Annotated in this window: 19 protein-coding genes; 9 read left to right on the forward strand and 10 right to left on the reverse strand. The window is 67.0% G+C overall.

Annotated elements, in window-relative coordinates:
* Nucleotides 1-157 precede the first annotated feature (157 nt).
* Together AC3IMC_RS01990 and lplAB are read left to right on the forward strand one after the other, a co-directional pair.
* Nucleotides 158-415 carry a type B 50S ribosomal protein L31 gene (locus AC3IMC_RS01990; protein WP_018761303.1) on the forward strand — a complete coding sequence of 86 codons (258 nt, stop codon included), beginning with the start codon at nt 158-160 and terminating at the stop codon, nt 413-415.
* A 97-nt stretch (nt 416-512) separates the two neighbouring features.
* Nucleotides 513-1,610 (forward strand): lipoate-protein ligase LplAB, encoded by a 1,098-nt coding sequence (lplAB, locus tag AC3IMC_RS01995; RefSeq protein ID WP_490916780.1) that lies wholly within the window; start codon nt 513-515, stop codon nt 1,608-1,610.
* A gap of 79 nt (nt 1,611-1,689) precedes the next feature.
* Here the strand turns inward: lplAB and pepN are convergent, their stop codons facing one another.
* Nucleotides 1,690-4,323, reverse strand: a complete 2,634-nt coding sequence (gene pepN / locus AC3IMC_RS02000; RefSeq protein WP_490917104.1) for an aminopeptidase N — start codon at nt 4,321-4,323, stop codon at nt 1,690-1,692.
* A gap of 52 nt (nt 4,324-4,375) precedes the next feature.
* Nucleotides 4,376-5,419: a YeiH family protein gene (locus AC3IMC_RS02005; RefSeq protein ID WP_490916781.1), complete on the reverse strand. Its 1,044-nt coding sequence runs from the start codon at nt 5,417-5,419 to the stop codon at nt 4,376-4,378.
* A gap of 113 nt (nt 5,420-5,532) precedes the next feature.
* Here AC3IMC_RS02005 and AC3IMC_RS02010 point away from each other — a divergent pair, with 113 nt between their 5' ends.
* From AC3IMC_RS02010 to AC3IMC_RS02020, 3 genes are read left to right on the forward strand one after another with little or no spacing between them, the layout of a single operon-like run.
* Nucleotides 5,533-7,089, forward strand: coding sequence for a circularly permuted type 2 ATP-grasp protein (locus AC3IMC_RS02010; RefSeq protein WP_221385076.1), 1,557 nt, complete (start codon nt 5,533-5,535; stop codon nt 7,087-7,089).
* Between the two features lie 60 nt (nt 7,090-7,149).
* Nucleotides 7,150-8,076: an alpha-E domain-containing protein gene (locus AC3IMC_RS02015; protein ID WP_221385075.1), complete on the forward strand. Its 927-nt coding sequence runs from the start codon at nt 7,150-7,152 to the stop codon at nt 8,074-8,076.
* Nucleotides 8,073-8,924, forward strand: coding sequence for a transglutaminase family protein (locus tag AC3IMC_RS02020; RefSeq protein WP_490916782.1), 852 nt, complete (start codon nt 8,073-8,075; stop codon nt 8,922-8,924). The genes AC3IMC_RS02015 and AC3IMC_RS02020 overlap by 4 nt, the downstream gene beginning before the upstream one ends.
* A 57-nt stretch (nt 8,925-8,981) precedes the next feature.
* On the opposite strand, the gene AC3IMC_RS02025 is transcribed toward AC3IMC_RS02020, so the two are convergent.
* From AC3IMC_RS02025 to glgC, 3 genes are all read right to left on the reverse strand, one after another.
* Nucleotides 8,982-9,449: a pyridoxamine 5'-phosphate oxidase family protein gene (locus tag AC3IMC_RS02025; protein WP_490916783.1), complete on the reverse strand. Its 468-nt coding sequence runs from the start codon at nt 9,447-9,449 to the stop codon at nt 8,982-8,984.
* Between the two features lie 18 nt (nt 9,450-9,467).
* Complete coding sequence (locus AC3IMC_RS02030) at nt 9,468-10,919, reverse strand: SDR family NAD(P)-dependent oxidoreductase (RefSeq protein WP_490916784.1); 1,452 nt, start codon at nt 10,917-10,919, stop codon at nt 9,468-9,470.
* A gap of 87 nt (nt 10,920-11,006) precedes the next feature.
* The gene (glgC, locus tag AC3IMC_RS02035; RefSeq protein WP_490916785.1) at nt 11,007-12,419 is read right to left on the reverse strand and encodes a glucose-1-phosphate adenylyltransferase; all 1,413 of its coding nucleotides are present in this window, start codon (nt 12,417-12,419) and stop codon (nt 11,007-11,009) included.
* A gap of 102 nt (nt 12,420-12,521) precedes the next feature.
* Here glgC and glgA point away from each other — a divergent pair, with 102 nt between their 5' ends.
* Nucleotides 12,522-13,727, forward strand: coding sequence for a glycogen synthase (gene glgA, locus AC3IMC_RS02040; RefSeq protein WP_490916786.1), 1,206 nt, complete (start codon nt 12,522-12,524; stop codon nt 13,725-13,727).
* Between the two features lie 96 nt (nt 13,728-13,823).
* Here the strand turns inward: glgA and AC3IMC_RS02045 are convergent, their stop codons facing one another.
* Nucleotides 13,824-15,938 (reverse strand): acyl-CoA dehydrogenase family protein, encoded by a 2,115-nt coding sequence (locus tag AC3IMC_RS02045; protein WP_490916788.1) that lies wholly within the window; start codon nt 15,936-15,938, stop codon nt 13,824-13,826.
* 1 nt (nt 15,939) lies between these two features.
* Complete coding sequence (locus tag AC3IMC_RS02050; protein ID WP_490916789.1) at nt 15,940-16,653, reverse strand: TetR/AcrR family transcriptional regulator; 714 nt, start codon at nt 16,651-16,653, stop codon at nt 15,940-15,942.
* A 61-nt stretch (nt 16,654-16,714) separates the two neighbouring features.
* Between AC3IMC_RS02050 and AC3IMC_RS02055 the strand changes: the two genes are divergently transcribed.
* Genes AC3IMC_RS02055 through AC3IMC_RS02065 form a run of 3 tightly spaced genes read left to right on the forward strand, consistent with a single transcriptional unit; the run spans nt 16,715 to nt 20,358 of the window.
* The gene (locus tag AC3IMC_RS02055) at nt 16,715-18,073 is read left to right on the forward strand and encodes an acetyl-CoA C-acetyltransferase (RefSeq protein WP_490916790.1); all 1,359 of its coding nucleotides are present in this window, start codon (nt 16,715-16,717) and stop codon (nt 18,071-18,073) included.
* A gap of 9 nt (nt 18,074-18,082) precedes the next feature.
* A complete protein-coding gene (locus AC3IMC_RS02060) occupies nt 18,083-19,423 on the forward strand; it encodes a 3-oxoacyl-ACP reductase (RefSeq protein ID WP_490916791.1) in 1,341 nt (446 codons plus the stop codon).
* Nucleotides 19,420-20,358 (forward strand): MaoC family dehydratase, encoded by a 939-nt coding sequence (locus AC3IMC_RS02065; RefSeq protein WP_490916792.1) that lies wholly within the window; start codon nt 19,420-19,422, stop codon nt 20,356-20,358. Before AC3IMC_RS02060 ends, AC3IMC_RS02065 begins: the two co-directional genes overlap by 4 nt.
* On the opposite strand, the gene AC3IMC_RS02070 is transcribed toward AC3IMC_RS02065, so the two are convergent.
* The 3 genes from AC3IMC_RS02070 to AC3IMC_RS02080 form a co-directional block, all read right to left on the reverse strand.
* On the reverse strand, nt 20,355-21,407 hold the full coding sequence (locus tag AC3IMC_RS02070) for an FUSC family protein (protein WP_490916793.1): 1,053 nt from the start codon (nt 21,405-21,407) through the stop codon (nt 20,355-20,357). The two genes, AC3IMC_RS02065 and AC3IMC_RS02070, sit on opposite strands and share 4 nt — an antisense overlap.
* Nucleotides 21,408-21,501: 94 nt before the next feature.
* Nucleotides 21,502-22,611, reverse strand: coding sequence for a serine hydrolase domain-containing protein (locus AC3IMC_RS02075; RefSeq protein WP_490916794.1), 1,110 nt, complete (start codon nt 22,609-22,611; stop codon nt 21,502-21,504).
* Between the two features lie 31 nt (nt 22,612-22,642).
* Entirely contained in the window at nt 22,643-23,719 is a 1,077-nt protein-coding gene (locus AC3IMC_RS02080) for a glutathione S-transferase family protein (protein WP_490916796.1), read from the reverse strand.
* Nucleotides 23,720-23,728 lie beyond the last annotated feature (9 nt).

Raw genomic sequence — 23,728 nt, forward strand, 5'->3', positions numbered from 1 at the left:
CCTAGCGTCGGCTGCACGCGTTCGTCAGGCCCGCCGGCGTCCGCTATGATTGATAGCTGGTTGTCCTGCGTTTTCAGCTTCGGCTGCAGCAGATCCCAGCCATCCCATTCATACCTGGCAACTGGCAAAATCCAGCTGCGCGAACAAAGGTCCCATTATGAAGTCTGATACCCACCCGAAGTACGAAGCTGTTGTCTTCAACGACCTGGCCTCCGGCACCAAGTTCCTGACCCGCTCCACCGTGTCTTCCTCGAAGACCATCGAGTGGGAAGACGGCAACACCTACCCGGTCATCGACGTCGAAATCTCTTCCGAGTCCCACCCGTTCTACACGGGCAAGCAGCGCATCATGGACTCTGCAGGCCGCGTCGAGCGCTTCAACGCTCGCTTCAAGGGCTTCGGCGGCAAGAAGTAATTCCTTCGCCCAAGCTTCAACGAAAAGCCCGCACCGGCAACGGTGCGGGCTTTTTCGCGTTAACCGCGCACCTGCTTTCTGGGGCAGGATGGGAATCATGACGCAGCCCTTTCCCGCATCCAACTACCGCGGCGCGCACGGTGACTACCACGGTGAATACAAAGTTCCCGGCGGCAAGCTCGTGGTGGCGGACCTGGCCGTGGTGGACGGCACGCTCGCCCGGGTATCCATCAGCGGCGACTTCTTCCTGGAGCCGGATGAGGCGCTGCTGGACATCAACCGCGCGCTGACCGGCCTGCCGGACACCACCCCGGCGGCAGACCTCGCCGCAGCCGTCACCGCAGCGCTGCCCGCCGGTACGGTCCTTTTCGGGTTCTCCGCGGACGCTGTCGCGGTGACCGTCCGCCGGGCGCTGGCCAAGGCGACCTCCTGGGCCGACCACGAGTGGAACGTCATTGCTCCCACCGTCCTGCCCACGGAAATCAACGTGGCCCTGGACGAAGTCCTCACCGAGGCGGTGGGGGCAGGGCTGCGCACCCCGACGCTGAGGTTCTGGGACTGGCAGGAGCCGTCCGTGGTCATCGGCAGTTTCCAGTCGGTGCGGAACGAGGTGGATCCCGACGGCGTTGCCCGGCACGGCATCAACGTGGTGCGGCGCATCAGCGGCGGGGGAGCGATGTTCATGGAAGCCGGCAACTGCATCACCTACTCGCTTTACCTGCCCCAGACACTGGTGGACGGGCTCAGCTTCGCGGACTCCTATCCCTTCCTTGACGCCTGGGTCATGGCCGCGCTGGAGAAACTGGGCATCAACGCCTTCTACGTCCCGCTGAATGACATCGCCACGGACCAGGGCAAGATCGGCGGGGCCGCGCAGAAGCGGCTGGCCAACGGCGGCATGCTGCACCACGTAACCATGAGCTACGACATCGACGCGGACAAAATGGTGGAAGTCCTGCGGATCGGCAAGGAGAAACTCTCAGACAAGGGCACCCGCAGCGCCAAGAAGCGCGTGGACCCGCTCCGGCGGCAGACGGGCCTGGCACGGACCGCCATTATCGAGGCAATGATGGACGTCTTCGCCGGACGCTACGGTGCCACGCCGTCCGAGCTGACGGGCCGGGAACTGGCCACGGCCGAGGAGCGGGTGGCCGCGAAATTCGGCACCGAGGAATGGCTGCACCGGGTTCCCTGACGCTGCGATGTGAGCGCCAGGGCGCAGTGCGGCCCGGGTTGGCTGCGCACGGACCGTCCCGGCGCATCGAGCCCTGCTGTCAGTGCGCGGGCCGGGCGAGGGTGGGGGAATCCACGACGACGGCCTGCGCGCACAGTGCCCGCAGCAGGTGGCTGCGCTGTTCCACCACGATGCGGAGGAGTGCATGCGGCGCATCCTGGTTCGCCTCAAGCCAGCGGTCCGTCAGCCGCAGCACTTTCTGCTCCCCGGGGCGGGTTCCGTCCGGCAGGTCCTGCGCCGACGGATACAGGCCCCGGACGATCCGCCCGGCGATCTCGATGCTGCGGGTGTCCCACGTCTTCCGGAGGCAATCGAAGTAAGGCTCAATATACGGGTCGAGCAGTTCCGCCGGCGCCGTGGCAAATCCGTTGATCGTGGCGGTCAGCAGCTGGTTGGAGAGTTCGTTGCCCTCCACGGCAGCGGTCCAGGCCGCCGCCTTGACCTCCGGGTCGGGGCGGGAGGCCATTGCGGTGGCGTGGCCGGCACGTCCGGACGCGGTGGTGTCCCGCTTCAGCTCGGCATCCAGTTCGGCCGCGGTTGCCTGCCCGTGTGCGGCGAGCGCATGCCAGAAGTGCCACCTGAGTTCAGCGTCCACGGCCAGGCCTTCCACGGCGTCCGTCCCGTCCAGCAGTCCCCGCAGGCGCGGCAGCAGTGTTGCGTCGTGCCGGCTGAGCGTGCCGAGGGTGCGGGCCCAGGCCAGTTGCTGGTCGGAGCCCGGGCGGGCCCGGTCCAGCTCGGCAGCGGCCGCGGCCAGGAAGGACGCGCGCACGGCCGTGCGGCTGGCAACGCCGGTGTAGCGTTCGACGGCGGTCACGGCGTTGTCGAGGATGTTCAGCAGGACGCCGATGCCGGATTCGGAAGGGGCGAACGCGGCCACCGCGTCGACATAGTGCGCGGCGGGGCTCACGGCGTCGCGCGCGGAGTTCCAGAGCGCCGTCCAGCACAGTGCCCGAGCCATCGGATCGGTGATCCGGTCGAGTGAAACGCGGACGGTGGCCTCCGACACGGGATCCAGCCGCACTTTGGCGTACGTGAGGTCATCGTCGTTGACGAGCAGCAGCGCAGGCCTTGGGCGTCCCGCGAGCTGGGGGAGTTCCGTCCGGGCGCCCACCACGTCGGTTTCGATGCTTCCGGTCCGCACCAGGGCACCGGACCCGTCGAAGTCGTAGGAACCGACGCGCAGGCGGTGCGGACGCAGTTCCTCCCGTCCCGTGACGGGATCCGTTGCTTCCTGGACCATGGCCACCTCGCCGGGCACGCCGTCGTCGTCCGTTGCTCCCGGAACGATGTCCAGGGACAAAGTGGAGATGCCGGATGTTTGCAGCCAGTGCTGCGCCCAGCCTGCCAGGTCCCGCCCGGAGGCCTCGCCCAGCGCCTCAAGGAGGTCACCCAGCGAGGTGTTGCCGTAGGCGTGCTTCCGGAAGTAGGCGCGCGATCCGGCGATGAACGCGTCGAAGCCCACGTAGGCCACCAGTTGCTTCAGGACTGACGCGCCCTTGGCGTAGGTGATGCCGTCGAAGTTCTGCTTGGCCGCTTCCAGGTCCGGGACGTCGGCCACGATCGGGTGTGTGGTGGGCAGCTGGTCCTGGACGTAGGCCCACGCCTTGCGCTTGTTGGCGAAGTTCACCCAGGCGGTGTCCCAGTCCGTCGCCCGGTCCACGCCCAGGGTGCCCATGTAGTCGGCGAAGGATTCCTTCAGCCACAGGTCGTCCCACCACTGCATGGTCACCAGGTCGCCGAACCACATGTGCGCCATCTCGTGCATCAGGGTGTTGGCGCGCCCCTGGTACTGGGCGTCGGTGGCGCGGGAGGTGAACACGTAGCTCTCGGTGAAGGTGACCAGCCCGGGGTTTTCCATTGCGCCAAGGTTGTACTCCGGGACAAAGGCCTGGTCGTATTTGCCCCAGGGGTATGGGAAGTCGAAGAGCCTGTTGAAGAAGTCCAGGCCCTTTTTGGTCAGGCTGAAGAGGTGCTGCGTGTCAAAGGATTCCGCCATGGACGCACGGCAGTAGAGGGCCAGGGGCACGTCCAGGTGCGTCCCGTCGTCGAGCGTTGCCTGCCAGCGGTCCGCCGCCTTGAAGTAGGGGCCGGCCAGGATGGTGGTGATGTACGTGGACATGGGCAGTGTGGTGGCGAAGTCCCAGCAGGCCGTGGCCGGATCGCTGGTGAGGAGCGTCCGCTTCACTTCCGCGCCGTTGGACGCCACCTCCCACTGCGCAGGCGCCATGACATGGAAGGTGTAGGTGGCCTTGAGGTCCGGCTGCTCGAAGTTGGCGAACACGCGGCGGGCGTCGGCAGGTTCGTACTGCGTGTAGAGGTAGGTCTTGCCGTCGGCAGGGTCCACGAACCGGTGCATGCCCTCGCCGGAGCGGCTGTAGAGGGCGGTTCCGGTGACCGTCACCTGGTTCTCCGCCAGGAGGTTGTCCAGCCGGATCCGCGAACCGTCCACCACGTCCTCCACTGACAGGCCCTTGCCATTGAGGAAGACGCTGTGGACACCGGCGCCGATGAAATCCAGGAAGGTTGAACTTCCCGGCTCCGAGGCAGAGAAGGTAATGACGCTGCGGCTGGTGTAGCCGGCCACGTCCGGGTCCGCGGCCTGCCGGACATCGAGCGAGACGTCGTAACTGGCGGTGCTGATCAGGGCTGAACGGTCGGCGGCTTCGCTGCGCATCAGATTCTCAAGTGGCACCCGGCTATCTAATCACGGCGCCGATCCGTCACAGTTACGCGGTGATCAGGCGGGCCGCTGCCAGGCCCAGCACGGCGATCAGCAGCCAGGAGGCAAGCGCAGCAAGCACCGCGCGGCCCCCGGCGTGCAGCAGGTGCCGGATCCGCACGGCGGAGCCCAGGCCGAAGAGCGCAGCGCCCAGCGCGATGTCCTGGAGCACGGCACCGGCTTCCAGCCAGCCGTCGCCGAGCCATCCCGTGGAACGCAGCCCCACCATCGCCACAAAGCCCAGCACGAACAGCGGCACTACGGGCGGCAGTTTCGCACCCGCTGTGTCCGGCCGGGTGCTCCGGCGGTGGTGCGCACCTGCCAGCGCAGCGACGGGTGCCAGCAGCAACACGCGGGTGAGTTTGACGACGACGGCGATCGCCAGCGCCGCGGTTCCGGCGGTCTGCGCCGTGGCCACCACCTGTCCGACGTCGTGCACGGATGCGCCGGCCCAGGCGCCGAAGACGGCTGGAGTGAGGCCGAGGGGATGGACGAGCAGGGGGAGGACGCCGATGGCGAGGGTGCCGCAAAGGGTCACCAGTGCCACGGGCAGGACGGTGTCCGGGTGCCGGATCCTGCGGACGGCTGCCACTGCGCCGATGGCGGAGGCGCCGCAGATGGAGAACCCCGTGGCCACCAGGAGCGACGTCACCGGCGGCAGGCGGAACAGGCGCGAGATCAGGTAGGTCCCGCCAAAGCTGGCCGCCACCACGCCGGCGATCAGGACCAGCGCCAGCCAGCCCAGTCCCAGGACGTCCATGATGCTGACCTTCAGGCCGAGCAGGACGATCCCTGCCCGCATGAGGTGCTTGCCGGCAAAGTCCAGGCCGGGCCGGGCGCGGCCGGCGGACCACACGCCCGTTCCTGGCAGGTTCGCGGCCAGGACGCCAAGCACCACAGCCAGGGTCATGGCGGGCAGAGGAGGGAACAGGCCGTGGAGCAGGATCGCCGACGCCACGGCAAGTGCCGCCGTCGCCAGCCCTGGAAGGAGGCGCCCGATGCCGGAGTCGCCGCCCGGGGCGGGCGTGGGGAGGCTTCTGCTGCGGGGCACTCACCTACTGTGCCCGAAGAGGCCCGCAATCCACGAACCGGAGCATCCCCGCCAACACGCGAGAATGGATGGCAGTAATGAATTCGAAACAAAAAGATGGTTGGCTATTGGACATGTCAGACCTATTCCAGGATTACTCCGAGGCCGCGGGCCGGACCGGAGCCTACGACGAGATGTTCGCCCCCGGGCAGCAGGCGAGGGACTCCTACGCGGAGGTGGCGGACGCCCTTCGGAAGCTGTCCCTGGCGGACGTCAGCGCCCGCGCGGACTCGATGGCCCGCACGTTCCTGGACCGCGGTGTGACCTTTGACTATGCCGGCGAGGAACGGCCCTTTCCGCTCGACATCGTGCCCCGGGTCATTCCGGCGGCCGAGTGGGACGTCCTGGAACGGGGCGTGGCCCAGCGCGTGCGCGCCCTGGAGGCCTTCCTGAACGACGTCTACGACAAGATGACAGTCGTGGCCGACGGCGTGATCCCCCGGCAGCTGGTGACCACCAGCGCCCACTTCCACCGGCAGGTCCACGGCTTCGAACCCGCCGGCGGGGTCCGGGTGCACATCTCCGGCATCGACGTCGTGCGTGACGCTGCCGGCACCTTCCGCGTCCTGGAGGACAACGTCCGCGTGCCCTCCGGCGTGAGCTACGTCCTGGAAAACCGGCGCGCCATGGCCAAGGGCCTGCCCGAGGCCTTCGGCCAGCAGCTCATCCGTCCCGTCGAGGAATACCCGCGCCGTCTGCTCTCGGCCTTGCGCAAAACCGCGCCCGCCGGCGTCGATGACCCCACCGTCGTCGTCCTCACCCCCGGGGTGTTCAACAGCGCCTACTTCGAGCACACCCTCCTGGCCGGGCTGATGGGCGTGGAACTGGTGGAGGGCCGCGACCTGATCTGCCGCGGAAACCGCGTCTACATGCGCACCACCGCCGGTGAACAGCGCGTGGACGTCATCTACAAGCGGATCGACGACGATTTCCTTGACCCGCTCCAGTTCCGCGCGGACTCCATGCTCGGCTGCCCGGGCCTGGTCAACGCTGCGCGCGCCGGCGGCGTCACCATTGCCAACGCGGTGGGCAACGGCGTGGCCGACGACAAACTGGTCTACAGTTACGTTCCTGACCTGATCCGGTACTACCTCGGCGAGGAGCCCATCATCGCGAACGTGGACACGTACCGGCTCGAGGAGAAGGAGGCCCGGGAATACACCCTGGACAACCTCGCCGAACTCGTGGTCAAACCGGTTGACGGCTCCGGCGGCAAGGGCCTGGTCATCGGCCCCGACGCTTCCAACGACGAACTGGATGCCCTCCGCCAGCGGATCATTGCGGACCCCCGCGGCTGGATCGCCCAGCCCGTGCTGCAGCTCTCCACCGTCCCCACGCTGGGCGGCGACAAATTCGGCCCCCGGCACGTGGACCTCCGGCCGTTCGCGGTGAACGACGGCGAGAACGTCTGGGTGCTGCCCGGAGGCCTCACCCGCGTGGCGCTGAAAGAAGGGTCCCTGATCGTCAACTCCAGCCAGGGCGGCGGGTCCAAGGACACCTGGGTCCTGGCGGACTCGCCCCAGATGCCCGTGGAGACCGTTCCCCGACAGTCGGTCACGGTCCGTGAACGGGTCTCGGTCTGGCCGGTGGAGAGCAACTGGCGCGACCGCCAGTCGGAGCAGCAGCAGTGACCCCGGCCGCCCGGCCCCCAGTTTCCCCAGCAATTCCGCGCACGCAGGAGGTAGCCGCGAATGCTTAGCCGTATTGCCGAATCCTTGTTTTGGATCGGCCGCTACGTGGAGCGCGCCGACGGCACCGCCCGCATCCTTGACGTGCACCTGGAGCGGCTGAACCACCTCCCGATGGAGGAACGCAGGAGCGTGGCGCAGGAACTCCTTGCCGTGATGGGTGCACGCCCGCAGAACGAGGACTTCGGCCTGCCGGAGCTGCTCCACGCCCTGGCCTATGACAAGACCAGCGCCACCTCAATCGCCGGCTCCCTCGGCGCTGCCCGCGAGAACGCCCGCCGCGCCCGGGAGACTGTTTCCTCCGGACTGTGGGAAAGCCTGAACACCACGTACTACGGGCTGAGCCAGCACCGCAAGGACGTGGTGGGCACCTACCGGTTCTGCAACTGGACGCTGGAACGCACGGCCATGGTCAGCGGCCTCGCGGACACCACTGTGAGCCACGACGAGAGCTGGCTCTTCCTGGTCCTGGGCCGGTCGCTGGAACGCGCGGACATGACCGCGCGCATGCTGTCCACGCGCGATGTCCTCTCCGCCGGCATGTCGTGGGTGAACATGCTCCGCTGCGCCGGCGCCTACGAATCCTTCCTGCGGACCCGGCGGGCTGCTTTCGGTGACCAGCACGCCGCCGAGTTCCTGCTCCTGGACCGCCTCTTCCCGCGTTCGATCGTGTACGCCCTGCGGGATGCCGACGAATGCCTGGCCAAGCTGGATCCGTCAGCGCAGCGGGTGGGGTTCATCAACGACGCCCGCCGGATCGTGGGACAGGCCCGGACGTTCCTTGAGTTCCACCGCACGGACGACCTCATGTCCGAGCTGCCCGAGCACATGGAGCGCGTGCAGAAAGCCGTGTCCCAGGCCTCGGACGCCATTTCCCGTAAGTACTTCAATCAGGCGGACGAACTGGCCTGGGTGGGAGAAGTTTCATGACCCGGCTGAGCATCGTCCACCGGACGGCCTACAAGTACAACAAGCGCGTCACCTTGTCCTACAACGAGGCCAGGATGACCCCGCTGACGGACTCCCAGCAGGTGGTCCTGGAATCGGTGGTGAAGGTCTCCCCGTCGCAGGCGGCGGTCAGCACCTACCGTGATTACTGGGGCACGAGGGTCACGGCCTTCGACATGCAGATGCCGCACGAACGCCTGGAAGTGGTGTCCAACATCACGGTGGAAGTGCACCGGGCAGAAAAAATCCCTTCCGAAGCGGACATCGTGGGCTGGGACGTGCTCGCCAGCCCGGAAACCCTCAACACCTTCAGCGACTGGCTGCCGCAGTCGCGGCTCAGCGGCCCCGGGGACGAGGTCCTGGGCATCATCCCGGAGGTCGTGGCCGGCAAGAACCCGCATGAGGCAGCCATGGCGGTATTCGCCTGGATGCGCGGCGAGATGACCTACATGTCCGGCTCCACCGCGGTCACCACCAACGCGGAGGAAGCCTGGGGCCAGCGGAAGGGAGTGTGCCAGGACCTGGCGCACCTTGCCATCGGCGCGCTGCGCAGCTGCGGTATCCCCGCCCGCTACGTCTCCGGCTACCTCCACCCTCGGTCCAGCGCCGGCATCGGCGAGACCGTCGCCGGACAGTCGCACGCGTGGCTGGAGTGGTGGGACGGCGAGTGGCGGAGCTGGGACCCCACCAACCACAAGCCGGCCGGCGACTTCCATGTCACCGTTGCGCGGGGCCGGGACTACCGGGACGTGTCGCCGTTGAAAGGCATCCTGTCCGGCGGCGGCGGGTCGGCCCTCAACGTCAGCGTGGAAATCACCCAGCTGGCCTGAGGGCCGCCCGCCCACCCGGGCACGGAGTTCCGGCGCCGTGGCTGGCCCGGCAGCCTGTTACTCGAACGACGTTTTCGCGGAACTGCTGATCTGGGTCCACCAGGTCATCGGATCCGTCACCTTGAAGCGGCGGCCGGTGACTGAGTCCGGCGTAATGCGGACGAACGCGTCCTTCCGGCCGGCCTGCCACGGGAACAGGTACAGGCGGGAGGTCTCGAGCACTTCCTCGGTGCTCTTGACAAGGTCGGCGGTCCCCTTGATCACTACGCTCCAGGCCAGGCCGGTGTCAGCATCCACACCGTCCGCCTCCACAGCCACCGGGGCGTCACCGGTTGCAGCCGACAACTTGGTGCCTTGGCTGGTGCGGAAGACCAGCGTGCCGCCGTCCACCGTGAAGTTCACCGGGAAGATATCCGGGCGGCCATCAACGAGGACCGCGAGCCTGCCCACGGACACGGTCCGCAGCAGGGCCCAGCATTCGTGGTGTTCGAGGTTCTGCACTTGGGAGGATGACTCGTTGCTCATGCCGTGAGCATACAACCATCACCAAGGGCTGGGCTTGTAATCCTTCAGGAAGACGCCGTACTGGTCCTCGCCGCGTTCACCCATGACGATGGGGTCGTACACCCGGGCCGCGCCGTCCACCAGGTCCAGGGGTGCATGGAAGCCTTCCTCCATGAGCCGGACCTTGGTGAAGTGCGGTCGTTCGTCGGTGATCCAGCCGGTGTCCACGGCGGTCATCAGGATGCCGTCGGTCTCCAGCATTTCCTGGGCGCTGGTGCGGGTCATCATGTTCAGGGCGGCCTTGGCCATGTTGGTGTGCGGGTGCCCCGGCCCCTTGTAGGCCCGCGAGAACTGGCCTTCCATGGCGGAGACGTTCACGATGTACTTGCGCCGCGCCGTGGAGCGCTGCATGGCGCCCCGCAGGCGGCTCACCAGCAGGAACGGTGCGGTCACGTTGCAGAGCTGGACCTCCAGCATCTCCAGCGGATCCACTTCGTCCACCACCTGCGTCCAGCTGTTGATGGTGGCCAGGTCGGGGACCAGTCCGCCGGCGTCGATGGCCGTCCCGGACGCTATGCGTTCGAGCGAGGCGGATCCTGTGGACAGCGCCAGCGAGGTGATGGCGTCGCCGGCCAGGACGGGGTGTTCCGTGACGCTGCCCGCGAGTGCCAGCGGGTGTTTGTCGTGGGCGTGGCCGAAGGTCAGCAGTTCGGGGCCGCCGTTGGCCCGCTCCAGCGCAGCGGGGAGCGGTTCGTCCTCGGCATCCACCAGGGGCTTGTAGGCATTGCCGGACCGGCGGACCGTCTGGGCCGCGTTGTTGATGATGATGTCCAGCGGACCGGCCTCGTTGAGGGAATCGGTCAGGGCCATGACCTGGGCCGGGTCGCGGAGGTCGATCCCGACAATCCGGAGCCGGTGCAGCCACTCGCCACTGTCCTCCATCGCCGCGAACCGGCGGGCGGCGTCCTTGGGGAACCGGGTGGTGATGGTGGTGTGGGCGCCGTCGCGCAGCAGCCGCAGGGCGATGTACATCCCGATCTTGGCGCGACCGCCGGTGAGCAGGGCGCGCCTGCCGGTCAGGTCGGTCCGGGCATCGCGCTTGCTGTGGCTGAAGGCCGCGCATTCAGGGCACAGCTGGTGGTAGAAGGCGTCCACCTGGGTGTAGTGCTGCTTGCAGATGTAGCAGGGCCTGGACCTGATGAGGTGGCCGGCGACCTTGCCGGTAGCTGAGGGGGCCAGCTTGTTGCCGCGGGTTTCGTCGTCGATCCGGTCCGGGGCGGCGGTGGCGGTCTGCGCGATGACGGCCTTGTCCGCTTCGGCAATCAGGTCGCGCTTGGTGACCCGGCGGTGCCGCTTGACGGCTTTGAACATCTTTCCGGTGGCGCGGCGCACCGAGATGTAGTCGGGGTGCTCCTCGTCGTACGCGTGGATCGTGTTCAGGACCTTGAGGCAGGCCTGGATTTCCTCAGGGGTCAGGTCGGGGGAGCTCATTAGCCCAATTTTACAGCGTACGCCGCGGGCCGGAGCACCGTGGTGCTCCGGCCCGCGGGGTCGGATGGTCCGGGCGGTGAGGCCGGGTCAGGAGACCCGTGCGCCGTCCGGTGAGGCTTTCGCCGCTGCTGCGGCATGCGTTTCGGCCACCTTGCCAACGGTCTCGCGGACCTCGGGGAACTGTTCGGCCGCTGCCCTCACGGCGTTGGGCACCAGCCCCAGGTGCTGGGCGGCAAGCTGCCTTTCCGCTTCACCCGGTTCCGGAACTTCCTGGCCCTTGGACAGCACCGTGATGCCGGATTCGGTGACCTTGAAGCCGCGGGCGCGGTCCAGGTCCGGGTCCAGGCCAATGGCCGCCCCGGCCGGGACCTTGACGTTTTTGTCCAGGATGGCCCGCTTGATCACGGCGCCTTCGCCCACCTGCACCTTGTCCATCAGCACCGAGTCCGTCACCCGGGCACTCGTGGCCACATAGACGTCGTTGGACAGGACCGAACCCTCGACGATGCCGCCGGAAATGACCACGCCGCTGGCGACGATGGAGTCCAGCGCCGTTCCCACGGTGTTGTTGTCGCCCCGGACGAACTTCGCGGGCGGGGAGATGCTCTGCCGCGTGTAGATGGGCCACTCGGAGTTGTACAGGTTGAAGACCGGCAGTGGCGAGATGAGGTCCATGTGGGCGTCATAGAAGGAGTCGATGGTACCGACGTCGCGCCAGTAGGTGCGGTCCCGCTCGGTGGAGCCGGGGATGTCGTTAAGCGTGAAGTCATATACACCGGCCTCGCCGCGGTTGACGAAGTAGGGGATGATGTCGCCGCCCATGTCGTGCTTGGTGTCCAGCCGTTCCGCGTCCACGTGGAGCGCCGCCACCAGGGCGTCGGCGTCGAAGACGTAGTTGCCCATGGAGGCCAGGAACTGGGAGGGATCCGCTGCGAGACCGGGAGTGCTCGCAGGCTTCTCCACGAATGCGGCGATCTTCTGGGAGTCGTTCTGATCCACTTCGATAACGCCGAACTGGTCCGCCATGTGCAGCGGCTGGCGAACCGCCGCGACCGTCGCCTTGGCGCCGCTGTGCACGTGCTGGGCCACCATCTGGGCGAAGTCCATGCGGTAGACGTGGTCGGCGCCGACCACGACGACGATGTCGGGGTTGGCGTCGTGGATGAGGTTCAGGGACTGGTAGATGGCGTTGGCGCTGCCAAGGAACCAGCTTTTGCCCACGCGCTGCTGGGCGGGAACGGAAGCGATGTAGTTTCCCAGCTGGGTGGACATGCGCCACGTCTCGGAAATGTGGCGGTCAAGGCTGTGCGACTTGTACTGGGTCAGGACGACGATCTGCAGGTAGCGGGAATTGACCAGGTTGGACAACGCGAAGTCGATGAGGCGGTAGCTGCCCGCAAAGGGCACGGCTGGTTTGGCCCGGTCCGCCGTCAGTGGCATGAGTCTGTTTCCCTCGCCGCCTGCGAGGACAATGGCCAGGACTTTTTTATTCAACGGCATAGTGGTCGCTCCTGTACGCCTTCGTAACTCCCCAAGACAGTCCGGTACGCCCGGACTCCTTCACACTAGAACAGTTATGCGCGAAGGACTACCTTGGGTCTTGTGCGAATAGACATTGTGACTAAAGAGTTCCCGCCCGAGATCTATGGTGGCGCCGGGGTGCACGTGGCCGAATTGAGCAGGGTGCTTAGTAAGCACGTTGACCTGCAGGTTCGTGCGTTCGGGGCTCCCCGCAACACTGACTACCACGGAGCCACCGTGAGCTCCTACCAGGTCCCCGAGGACCTCGGCTCGGCCAACGCGGCGGTCCAGACCCTGGGTGTGGACCTGCGGATCGTCCCGGACATCGAAGGCGCGGACCTGGTCCATTCGCACACCTGGTACGCCAACATGGCAGGGCATCTTGCGTCCCTGCTGCACGGCATTCCGCACGTCTTGAGCGCCCACAGCCTGGAGCCGCTGCGCCCGTGGAAGGCCGAACAGCTTGGCGGTGGCTACGCCCTGTCCTCGTGGGTGGAGAAGACAGCCTACGAGGCGGCGGCCGCGATCATCGCCGTGTCGGAAGGCATGCGGCAGGACATCCTGCGCAGCTACCCCAACGTCGACCCCGAAAAGGTCCGCGTGGTGCACAACGGCATCGACGTCGACCTGTGGAAGCGTGACGAAAACGACGACGCCGTCCGTGCCCTGGGCATTGATCCCGCCAAGCCCAGCGTTGTCTTTGTGGGAAGAAACACACGGCAGAAGGGCGTTCCCTACCTGCTGCGGGCGGCGGCCAAGCTTCCTGCCGACGTGCAGCTGGTCCTGTGCCTGGGTGCGGCGGACACCCCTGAACTTGCCGCCGAGACGGCTGCCCTGATCGAGGACCTGCAGAAGCAGCGCACGGGCGTGGTGCTCATCGAACGGATGCTGCCGCGCCACGAACTGATCCAGGTGCTCAGCCACGCCACGGCGTTCGCCTGCCCTTCCATCTATGAGCCGCTCGGCATCGTCAACCTCGAAGCCATGGCCTGCGGGGCGGCCGTGGTGGCCAGCGCGACCGGCGGCATTCCCGAGGTGGTGGAGCACAGCCGGACGGGGCTGCTCGTGGACCTGGAGCAGGTCACCGACGGCACCGGCACTCCGCTGGATCCGGAAAAGTTCGTCACGGAGTTCGCCGCCGCCCTCACGGAAGTGGTGTCGGACCCTGACCGTGCCCGCGCCATGGGCCAGGCCGGCCGCGAGCGCGCGGAGAAGCACTTCTCCTGGGAATCCATCACGGAAACCACCCTCGAGGTGTACCGCTCGGTGCTGCCGGCAGCCGGCTGACCGTTAGTTCAGCAGTACGACGACGGCGCCGCTCCCCGCGCAGGGGAGCGGCGCCGTCGTTATTCATGCACCTTGGTGAACAGGACCCCCGGAGGGTCAGCGCTTCTGGCCGCCAGCCGTCCGCGCCAGGAGTACCTTTTCATCCACGGGCGACTGCCCGCTGGCACGCTCGCTGCGCAGCTGCGCGCGGGCCTCGTCCTGCCGTTCCTTCTCGGCGCCCGTTGCGATGGCCGCCCGGACATGGTCGTCGCCGTACCCGAACGCGTCCACCAGGTCCAGGGCGTGCGGGCGGATTTTCTCCAGCAGCCTGTTGATGTACCCGCCCACGGTGCGGGCCCGCTGCATCGACAGGCGCCCGTTCATCAGGTACCAGGACAGGTTCTTTTCGATCAGGGACAGGCCAAAGAGGTCACGCAGCCAGGTCATGACCAGCTTGGTTCCAGGATCCTCCACTTCGTGCAGTGCGTCGGTGAACGCTTCCCACTGGAGCAGTTCAGCATGGGCCTGGGCTGCCTCGATGAGTTCGTTCTGGTGCCGGTTGAACAGTGCCGCGCCCCTGTCCTGCGGCAGCCGGCTGCTGCCTTTGAGCGCGGTGGCCGCCTCGGCCACCATGGTCTGGACCCTGTCGGTGAGCAGGGCGCGCTGGCTTTCCTCGTCCCGGAGCGCAATGGCGGCCTTCTGGACTGACCCGGTGTCGGCCATGAACTGTGCCACCTGCCGCAGGCCGGTGCGGTGGACGGCGGCGCCGGCTGCCTGGCCCACCACATAACGGGCCAGGACACCGAAGTCGACGTTGCGGAATTCCTTTGCGTAGTCGGCGAGCAGGCGCTTTGCCACGAGCTGGAGCAGCACCGTGTTGTCGCCTTCGAAGGTGGCGTAGACGTCCAGGTCGGCCCGGAGCGAGGCGAAGCGGTTCTCGATCAGGAATCCGGCTCCTCCGCAGGCTTCCCGGCACTCCTGGAGGGTGTCCAGGGCGTGCCAGGTGCTCAGCGGTTTCAGGGCCGCGGCCAGGGTCTCCAGGTCCTGGCGGTCGGCGTCGGTGTCGTTGGCACCGGAGAAGACGTCGTCGAATTTTGCAAGCAGTTGCTCGTGGGCGAAGCTGGCCGCATAGGTGGTGGCCAGCCGGGTGAAGAGCCGCCGCTGGTGCCGCTGGTAGTCCAGCAGCACTTCTTCGTCCGTATGGGACGAAGCGTTGAACTGGCGGCGCTCGGTGGCGTACTGGATGGCGGCCTTGAGGGCCACCTTGGAGGCGGCGACGGCCGCCCCGTCCAGCGAAACCCGGCCTTGCACCAGGGTTCCGAGCATGGTGAAGAAGCGCCGGCCGGGGCTGGCGATGGGTGAGCTGTAGGTTCCGTCGGCGTCGACGTTGCCGTAGCGGTTCAGGAGGTTGGTCCGCGGGATCCGTACATGGTTGAAGTGCAGCCGGCCGTTGTCGATGCCGTTGAGGCCGCCCTTGACGCCGTCGTCCTCGCCGCCGATGCCCGGCAGGAATTCCTTGGTGGACGGGTCCCGAAGGTCCACATAGAACGCGTGCACGCCGTGGTTCACGCCCCGGGTCACCAGCTGGGCGAAGACGACGGCGGCCAGGCCGTCATTGGCAGCGTTGCCAATGTAGTCCTTCCACGCAGCCCTGAAGGGGGTGTGGAGCTCGAACTCCCCGGTGGCAGGATCGAAGGTGGCAGTGGTGGCGATGCTGGCGACGTCGGACCCGTGGCCGGTCTCTGTCATGGCGAAGCAGCCGGGGATTTCCAGGCTCATGATTCCTGGCAGCCACTTGGCGTGGTGCCCGGCGGTTCCCAGGTGCATCACTGCGGAGCCGAACAGACCCCACTGGACACCGGCCTTGATCTGCAGGGACGGGTCCGCCACCACCAGTTCCTCGAAACCGGCAATGTTGCCGCCGTGGTCGTCGGACCCGCCCAACTCAGAGGGAAAGGCGCGGTGCACCGCGTCGTTGTCAACGAGGTACGTCAACTGGCCGAACACCCGTGCGCGGTGCTCGGTGTGCGTCAGGCCCTCAATCTTGTGCAGTTCCGGCCGCGCGGCCAGTTCCCTGGCCTGCAATCGAACGGCGGACCACCGGCCCAGCAGCTGTGCACCCAGGGCCGCGACGTCGATGGCGGGCCGGGGGGCGGCGGAATTGTGTGCCGCGGCCGGGCTGGCCGCGGGGCGGAATCCCTTGCGGGTGGATCGGGCCACTACTTCAGTCATGTCACAGTCCTTCGTTGGCGGATAACTTTGATGTCTGTGAGCCCGTGGTGAGCTCGGGGGCAATACCTACGCACAGCCACGCGGTGATCTGGCGTGCCATCGTTTCCTGGTCGGGCTTGGCGGGGGAGTCGGGCGTGCTGAGCCACTGTTCGCCGGCATTCCGCACCAGGCCGATGGCGGCCTTGGGCCAGTAGCCGATGACGTTTTCCCGGCCGCCACCGAGGTGGGAGCGCATGGGCGTGGCGATCATGTCCGCAACCGCTTCGAAGAAGTGGCCCAGGGCGCTGCCCATCGCGGACGCCGGCGTGCCTGCGGGATCGCCCGGCGCGTGGCTGGTGACAAAGGTATAGACGCTGGGGCTGGTGTCGGCCATTTGGAGGTAGGCCGAGACCATCGCCAGCAACCCTTCCCGCGGTGTCTGGGCGCCCTGGGCGGCTTCCCGCATGCGGTGCTGCATCTGGCTCAGGACCACTTCGCCCACAGCCTGTTGCAGTCCTGCCTTGTCGCCGAAATAGCGGTAGAAAACGGATTTGGACGTTCCCGCCGCCGTTGCGATCTCTTCCATTGAGGCATCGCTGCCAAGCGCATGCACGGCCTTGCGCGCCTGTTTGATGAGCTCCCGGCGGCGTTCCTCCCGGTGGCTCTGCCAGCGCGAGGACCTGCCATCGGGGCTTGCGCCGGACTGGTGGTCAGTGCTGGTCTCCGGGTTGTTCACGATACTGAGCGTATCAGGTACGCTGGGTATCGGTAACCGCTTGTGACCAGAGGAGCTATCCATGTCCATTGACGGACAGTCCGTGCCCGGCCCCGGGGCAGCAGCCCAGGGAACCACCGTTCCAGCCACCCGCAGGGCGGTGATTGTCGGCGGAAACCGGATCCCGTTCGCCCGCGCCGGCGGGGCTTATGCCAAATCTTCCAATCAGGACATGCTCACCGCGGCGCTGGACGGGCTGATCGCGCGCTTCGGCCTCCAGGATGAGCGGATCGGCCAGGTGGCCGCCGGTGCGGTGCTCAAGCACTCCAGGGACTTCAACCTGACGCGGGAGGCCGTGCTGGGTTCCGCGCTGTCCGCCGAGACACCCGTATACGACCTTCAGCAGGCCTGTGCCACGGGCCTTGAAACGGTGGTGGGCCTGTCGAACAAGATCAAGCTGGGCCAAATCGACTCAGGCATCGCCGGGGGTGTCGACTCGGCGTCGGACGCACCCGTGGTGGTCAGTGAGGGCCTCCGCGAGGTCATCCTGGACCTCAACCGGGCCAAGACCCTTCCGCAGCGGCTGCAGATCCTCAGCCGGCTCCGGCCCAAGGACCTGGCACCGCTGGCACCGGGCACCTCTGAGCCCCGCACCGGCTTGTCCATGGGCGAACACCAGGCACTCACCACGGCGCAGTGGAAGATCACCAGGGAGGCCCAGGATGAGCTGGCGCTGAACAGCCACCGGAATCTTGGGGCAGCGTTCGACTCCGGCTTCTTTGACGACCTGATGACCCCCTATCGGGGATTGACCCGGGACGCCAACCTGCGCGCGGATACATCCATGGAGAAGCTGGCCTCATTGAAGCCGGTCTTCGGCCGGAACCTTGGTGCCGATGCCACCATGACCGCCGGCAATTCCACGCCGTTGACGGACGGCGCCTCCACCGTCCTGCTGGCGTCCGAGGAATGGGCCGATGCGCGCGACCTGCCCAAGCTCGCCGCCGTGGTCGACGCCGAGGCGGCAGCGGTGGACTTTGTCCACGGCAAGGACGGGCTGCTCATGGCCCCGGTGTTTGCCGTGCCCAGGCTGCTGGCCCGCCAGAACCTCACCCTGGCCGACATCGACTACTTTGAAATCCACGAAGCCTTCGCCGCGACGGTGCTGAGCACCTTGGCCGCTTGGGAGGACGAGGAGTTTGGCCGCACCCGCCTGGGCCTGGATGGCGCCTTCGGCAGCATCGACCGCTCACGTCTGAACGTCAATGGTTCCTCGCTTGCCGCCGGCCATCCCTTCGCGGCCACCGGCGGACGCATCGTGGCCACCCTCGCCAAGATGCTCCACGCCAAGGGGCACTCCAACGGCCGGCCTGCCCGCGGGCTGGTATCCGTGTGCGCGGCCGGCGGCCAGGGCGTCGTCGCAATCCTTGAAGCGCTGTAGGGGGCTCCCATGACGGATACATACACCCAACTGGTCAGCCGCGGCCCCGGCCGGAGCATCGCAAAGAAGCTCGGGCTGCCGCAGCCCGTGGCCCTTCGCCGCTACGAGCCGAGCCAGCCGTTGGTCACCGGTCCGGTCGTGGTACAGGGAAACACGGCCGGTGCGGACAAGCTCGCGGCCGAACTGCTGTCCTGGAACCTGGACGTCCGGCGGCACCCCGTCCCGGCCGAGAAGCTGGCAGCCATCATCCTGGTGCTTGACGAACTGGAGCACCCGGCAGACCTCGAAAAGCCTGTCCTGGCGGCGGCCGCCTCCCTGCGCGACCTGCGGCCGGGCGGACGCGTCATCACGGTATCCCGCCCCGCGGCGGAAGCATCATCTCCTGCGTCTGCTGCTGCACGGCAGGGGGTCGACGGCTTCCTGCGGTCCCTGGCAAAGGAGCTTCGCGCCGGAGCCACGGGCAATGGTGTGCTCCTGGCGGACGGCCTGCCCTCGACCAGTCCCAGCTCCCTGGGTGCCATCAGGTTCTTCCTCTCAGGCAGGTCTGCATTTGTGGACGGACAGTTCCTCACGGTCTCCAGCGACGACGGTGAACTTCCCGCCGACCCTGAAAAGCCACTGGCCGGGAAAGTGGCAGTCGTAACCGGCGCGGCCCGCGGCATCGGCGCCCAGATTGCCCGCACGCTGTACCGTGACGGCGCCACTCTGATCCTCGTGGACATTCCCGCGGCGGGTGACCAGCTGGCGGCCGTGGCCAACGGGGTGAGGGCCACCGCCCTGCAGCTGGACATCAGTGCGGACGACGCCGGGCAGCGGATTCTCGACCATGCAGTGCAGCGTCATGGCCGGCTGGACATTGTCGTCCACAATGCGGGGATTACGCGGGATAAGCTGCTTGCAAATATGGACCCGGCCCGATGGAGTTCGGTCATCAACATCAACATTGCGGCCCAGCTCCGGATCAACGAGGCCCTCCTGGCATCTGACTACTTCCGCTCTTCCCCGCGCATCGTCTCGGTTGCTTCCACCAGCGGTATCGCCGGAAACCGGGGACAGACCAACTACGCGGCCTCGAAAGGGGGAGTGATGGGAATGGTCCACGCCACCGCACCGCTGCTGGCCGCCCGCGGCGGAACCATCAACGCAGTCGCGCCAGGCTTCATTGAAACCGAGATGACAGCGCGCATTCCCTTTGCGGTCCGGGAGGTAGCCCGCCGCCTGAACTCGCTGCAGCAGGGGGGTCTGCCATCCGACGTTGCGGAAACGATCGCGTTCCTCGCCAGCGACGCCGCCGGCGGGATCAACGGAGAGGTGCTGCGGGTGTGCGGGCAGAACCTGGTGGGGGCATGACACATCCGCAGACGGTGATCCTCCCCGAGATGCCCTCCTTGTCCAAGCTCTATGTCAATGCTGCCGCGCAGGCTGCACGGCGGCGGCTTCTGGGCGCGCACGACACCACCACCCTTCCGGCCGAGGGGCACGAGGTCAGGGGAGTCAAGGTCGACGTCGAAAACCTCACGGCCTACCAGCACCTGATCGGCGAGACCGCCAGTGACGTCCTGCCTGCCGGGTTCATCCACGCACTCGCCTTTCCCCTGGCCATGAGCGTGCTGAACCGCGACGACTTTCCGTTGCCCCTGCTGGGCATGATCCACCTGCGGAACAGCATCGAACAGCGCTCGCCGCTGGTCTTCACGGATCTTCTGGACGCCAGTGCCTGGGTGGAGAACCTCCGCGGGCATCGGGCCGGCACCCAGGTGGACGTCGTCGCGGAAGTGGGCCCGGCAGGGACCGGCCATGTGCACTGGCGGGGGGTTTCCACCTACCTGGCCAAGGGAGTTTTCCTGCCGGGAATCGACAAAGCCGCCGCTGGTGAACCGAAAACCGACTTCACCGCGCCTGATCCCACCGCCCTGTGGCATTTGGGCGTGGATACCGGCCGCGCCTACGCCGCCGTGTCGGGTGACTTCAACCCGATCCACCTCAGCGTGCTCTCCGCCAAGGCACTGGGGATGCGACGTTCCATAGCTCATGGCATGTACCTGGCCTCCCGGGCGCTCGCAGACGTGGGCCCTGCCCGCGGGGACTCCTTTGCCTGGGAAGTGGATTTCGAAGCGCCCGTGTTCCTTCCCTGCCGCGTTGCGCTGGACATCAGCACCGAGCAAGGTGGATCGGGTGCCTGGAGGCGTTCCACCTTCGTTGCGTGGAATCCGCGGTCGGGGCGGCGCCACTTCAAGGGGACGGTTGAAGCGCTCCAGGAGGCCCACAGCCGGCCGGTGAGCTAGGTTGCCGGCTGCAGGGCCCGCAGGATCCGGTGAAGGCTGAGGAGTATCGACTCGGAAGCGGGGACCGTCCCCTGGCCGGCCTCCCGGTCGGCGGTGGCGGCCATGCAGGCCTCCACCGCCGCCTTTGCCGCGTCGAAGCTGTCCCTCGGTACGTCCACATCCGTGTCGTGGTAGGAAGACAGCAGTACTCCGGTGGCGGAGATGGCGTCGGCCAGTGGCTCGCTGTCCTGCAGCGGGATGGCGTACGGGACGTCGTCCACCCAGATCACATCGGAGAGCACGTCGGTCATGTCCTGGATGTGGAACGTCACCCGCTCCAGCTCCCGCAGGTGGCGGTAGTCCTGGTCCACATCCCGGGGGTGGAGCTTTCTGCGGGGATTGGCGCGGCGGCTGGCGTCCGCCTCCTTGACGAGGTGCCGCACGGAACGGGCGGCCTCTGCCAGCTCATCGGAGCGGCGGGACCAGTCCTCGTGCTCCGGGGGCCAGTTTTCCTTGAGTGCGGCGCCCATGTCCGTCAGTTGTTTCCCCAGGGCCAGGCGCAGTTCGGCCAGGCTCGATGCCGCCGCGCTCAGATGCAGCGGGGGAAATATGAGGAAGTTGACCGCCACGCCCACGGCCACGCCCGCCCCCATCTGCACGAGGTACCCGAAGGAAAAGTCGTCCGGGTTCTTGCCGCCAACCAACAACACCAGCAGGGCCGCCGTCGGAATCCAATCACTGCCTGAGCCTATGCGCGGCAGCCCGCCGAGCAGTACACCAATACCCATGAATATGGCCACCGTCAGGGGCGAGGGGTCTGCGATGCTGACCAAAATGAAGGCCAGTCCAATGCCCAGCGCCAATCCGGCAAGGGTCTGCAGGCCTTGGCGGACAGAGCCCGCCACGTTGTGGTACATCGCCACGAGTGCGCCCAGGGGCGCATAGTAGGCATAATGCGAGGCCGCGCCCGGCATGAGCGGTGCGATCATGAACGCGAGCCCGGCAGCCAAGGCCGCTTTTCCTGCCAGCTGCAGCCGTTGGGCCGCAAAGGCCGCTGAAAGTCCTCCCACTGCCTGTTTGAGAAATTGGGTCCCCCGAGCCCACCGTACATCCGGTCGTGCTTGAGTATCGCCCATCCGGATTACAGTAGGCGGCAGCGGTGCCTTAGGACAAGGCGGCGGCCGCCCGCCGCACCTCGGCGGCCAGCCTGTGTGCCCTGCCTGGGGTGCGGCCCTCTTCAGCCCTGCGCGGTATGTACCCAAAGCCAATCCCGTAGGCCGGGTCGGCGAATCCGAGGGCGGCGTTCGCTCCTTCGTGGCCGAACGCCCGGTGGCTGCCGAAGTTCCGCGACGGATGGGGTTTCATGAAGACAACGGCGAACGCGTTGTCCAGTCCCGAGGACCGGTCCAGGCCCCATACCTGCTCGCGCGACATCGCCTGAATGGTCGAGGCCGACAGGAACGCCGGCCGCCCGCCAACGCCTGTCACGGCTGCAGCATAAAGCCGGGCCAGTCCCTCTGCCGAACCCACGCCGCCGGCAGCTGACATGCCGGCCGCCCGGATCGCCCGGATATTGGGCAGCTCCATGATGGTGCTGACGGGTGCGTTGCTGTTGACACCCTCAAGGCTCAGCGGGTCCACCCACGGCTGTTCCGGCTCTTCCTGGTACAGGACCTCCAGGAACCGCGGCTCCTGGTCCTCCGGCAGGCCAAGGAAGAAGTCCACGCCCTCGGGCCGGCGGATTCGCTGGTCGTAGAGGTCCTGCAGTGCCTCGCCTGCCGTGCGGCGGCAAAGTTCCTCCATGAGGATGCCGATGGTGAGTGCGTGGTATCCGAACTGCCTGCCAGGTTCCCAGGAGGGGGCGGCAGCGGCAAGCCGGGCCGCCGCCCGGGGGGTGGTGAACTCCTCAAGGGCGAAGCCGCCGTCGGGACCCATCAGGCCCGCCTGGTGCGACAGGGCCTCACGGACCAGCAGCCTGTCCTTTCCGTGGACGGCGAATTCCGGCCAGTAATAGGCCACCCGCTTGTCCAGGTCGAGGAGACCGTCCTGGACAAGCAAAGCGATGACCATCGCGCCGACGCCCTTGGAACAGGAGTATGCGCCGGTAATGGTACCGGCCGGCATGTCCGCGCCGCCGGTCAGGCTGACCACCTCGGCGCCGTTGTGGTAAGCGGACAGTTGGGCGCTGTACTGGGCGTCGGAAGCCAGGAAGGACTGGAAGAGTGCCAGCACGTTCTCATAGCCGGGCGCAACGAAGCCGTGGGGAGTCTGCATCCTCCCAGTTTAGAAGGAAAGCGTTTTCCGTCTAGCGCGCCGCTCCGTGTCCGGCCGCGACTTCCTCTCCCGCTTTGACCGGTCCCGGCGGTGTTCCCTCGCCAAACGGCCGTCCGCCAAGGGAATCCCGGCCATGGTCCCCCAGCCACCCGGCCAGGTCCGGGCCGGCGGGAACAATTCCGGTGGGATTGATGTCCTCGTGCACGATGTAGTAGTGCTGCTTGATCTGCACGAAGTCGATGGTGTCCCCGAAACCTGGCGTCTGGAACAGGTCCCGCGCATAGCCCCAAAGATTCGGCATCTCTGTCAGCTTCTGCCGGTTGCACTTGAAGTGTCCGTGGTAGACGGGATCGAACCTGGCCAGGGTGGTGAACAGCCGGACGTCGGCCTCGGTGATGGTGTCCCCAACGAGGTACCGCTGGCGGGAGAGGCGGTCCTCAAGCCAGTCCAGCGCAGTCCACAGCCTGTCGTACGCCGAGTCGTACGCCTCCTGGGACCCGGCGAAGCCACAGCGGTACACCCCGTTGTTGACCTCGGTGAAGACGCGCTTATTGACCTGGTCGATTTCCCCGCGGAGGTGGGCCGGGTAGAGCTCCGGTGCGCCCGGCCGGTGGAATTCGGTCCATTCGGTCGAGAAGTCCAGGGTGATCTGGGGAAAGTTGTTGGTCACAACCTGGCCCGTGGAAATCTCGACGATGGCCGGGACCGTGATGCCGCGGGGGTAGCCGGGGAACCTCTTGAAGTACGCCTCCTGCAGGCGTTCGATCCCCAGGACCGGATCCACCCGGCCGGGGTCGAGGTCGAAGGTCCAGGAGCGGGCGTCGTGGGTGGGCCCGGGCTGTCCCAGGGAAATGGCATCCTCCAGCCCCAAAAGCCTGCGGACAATGACCGTCCTGTTCGCCCAGGGGCATGCCCTGGCCGCGATCAGCCGGTAGCGGCCGGGTTCCACCGGCCAGCCGGGTTCGCCGTTGCTGCCGGGAGCACCATCCTTCGTGATGCGGTCCTCGATGTAGTTGGTGTCGCGGGTGAACTCCGCGCCGCCGGTCACGTAGGCTCCGCGGGTGCTGTGCCGGGCTGCGGTCTGGGTGCTGTCTGTTTCCTGGCTCATGGCACCAGA

This window comes from Arthrobacter sp. E70 (genome assembly GCF_058266945.1).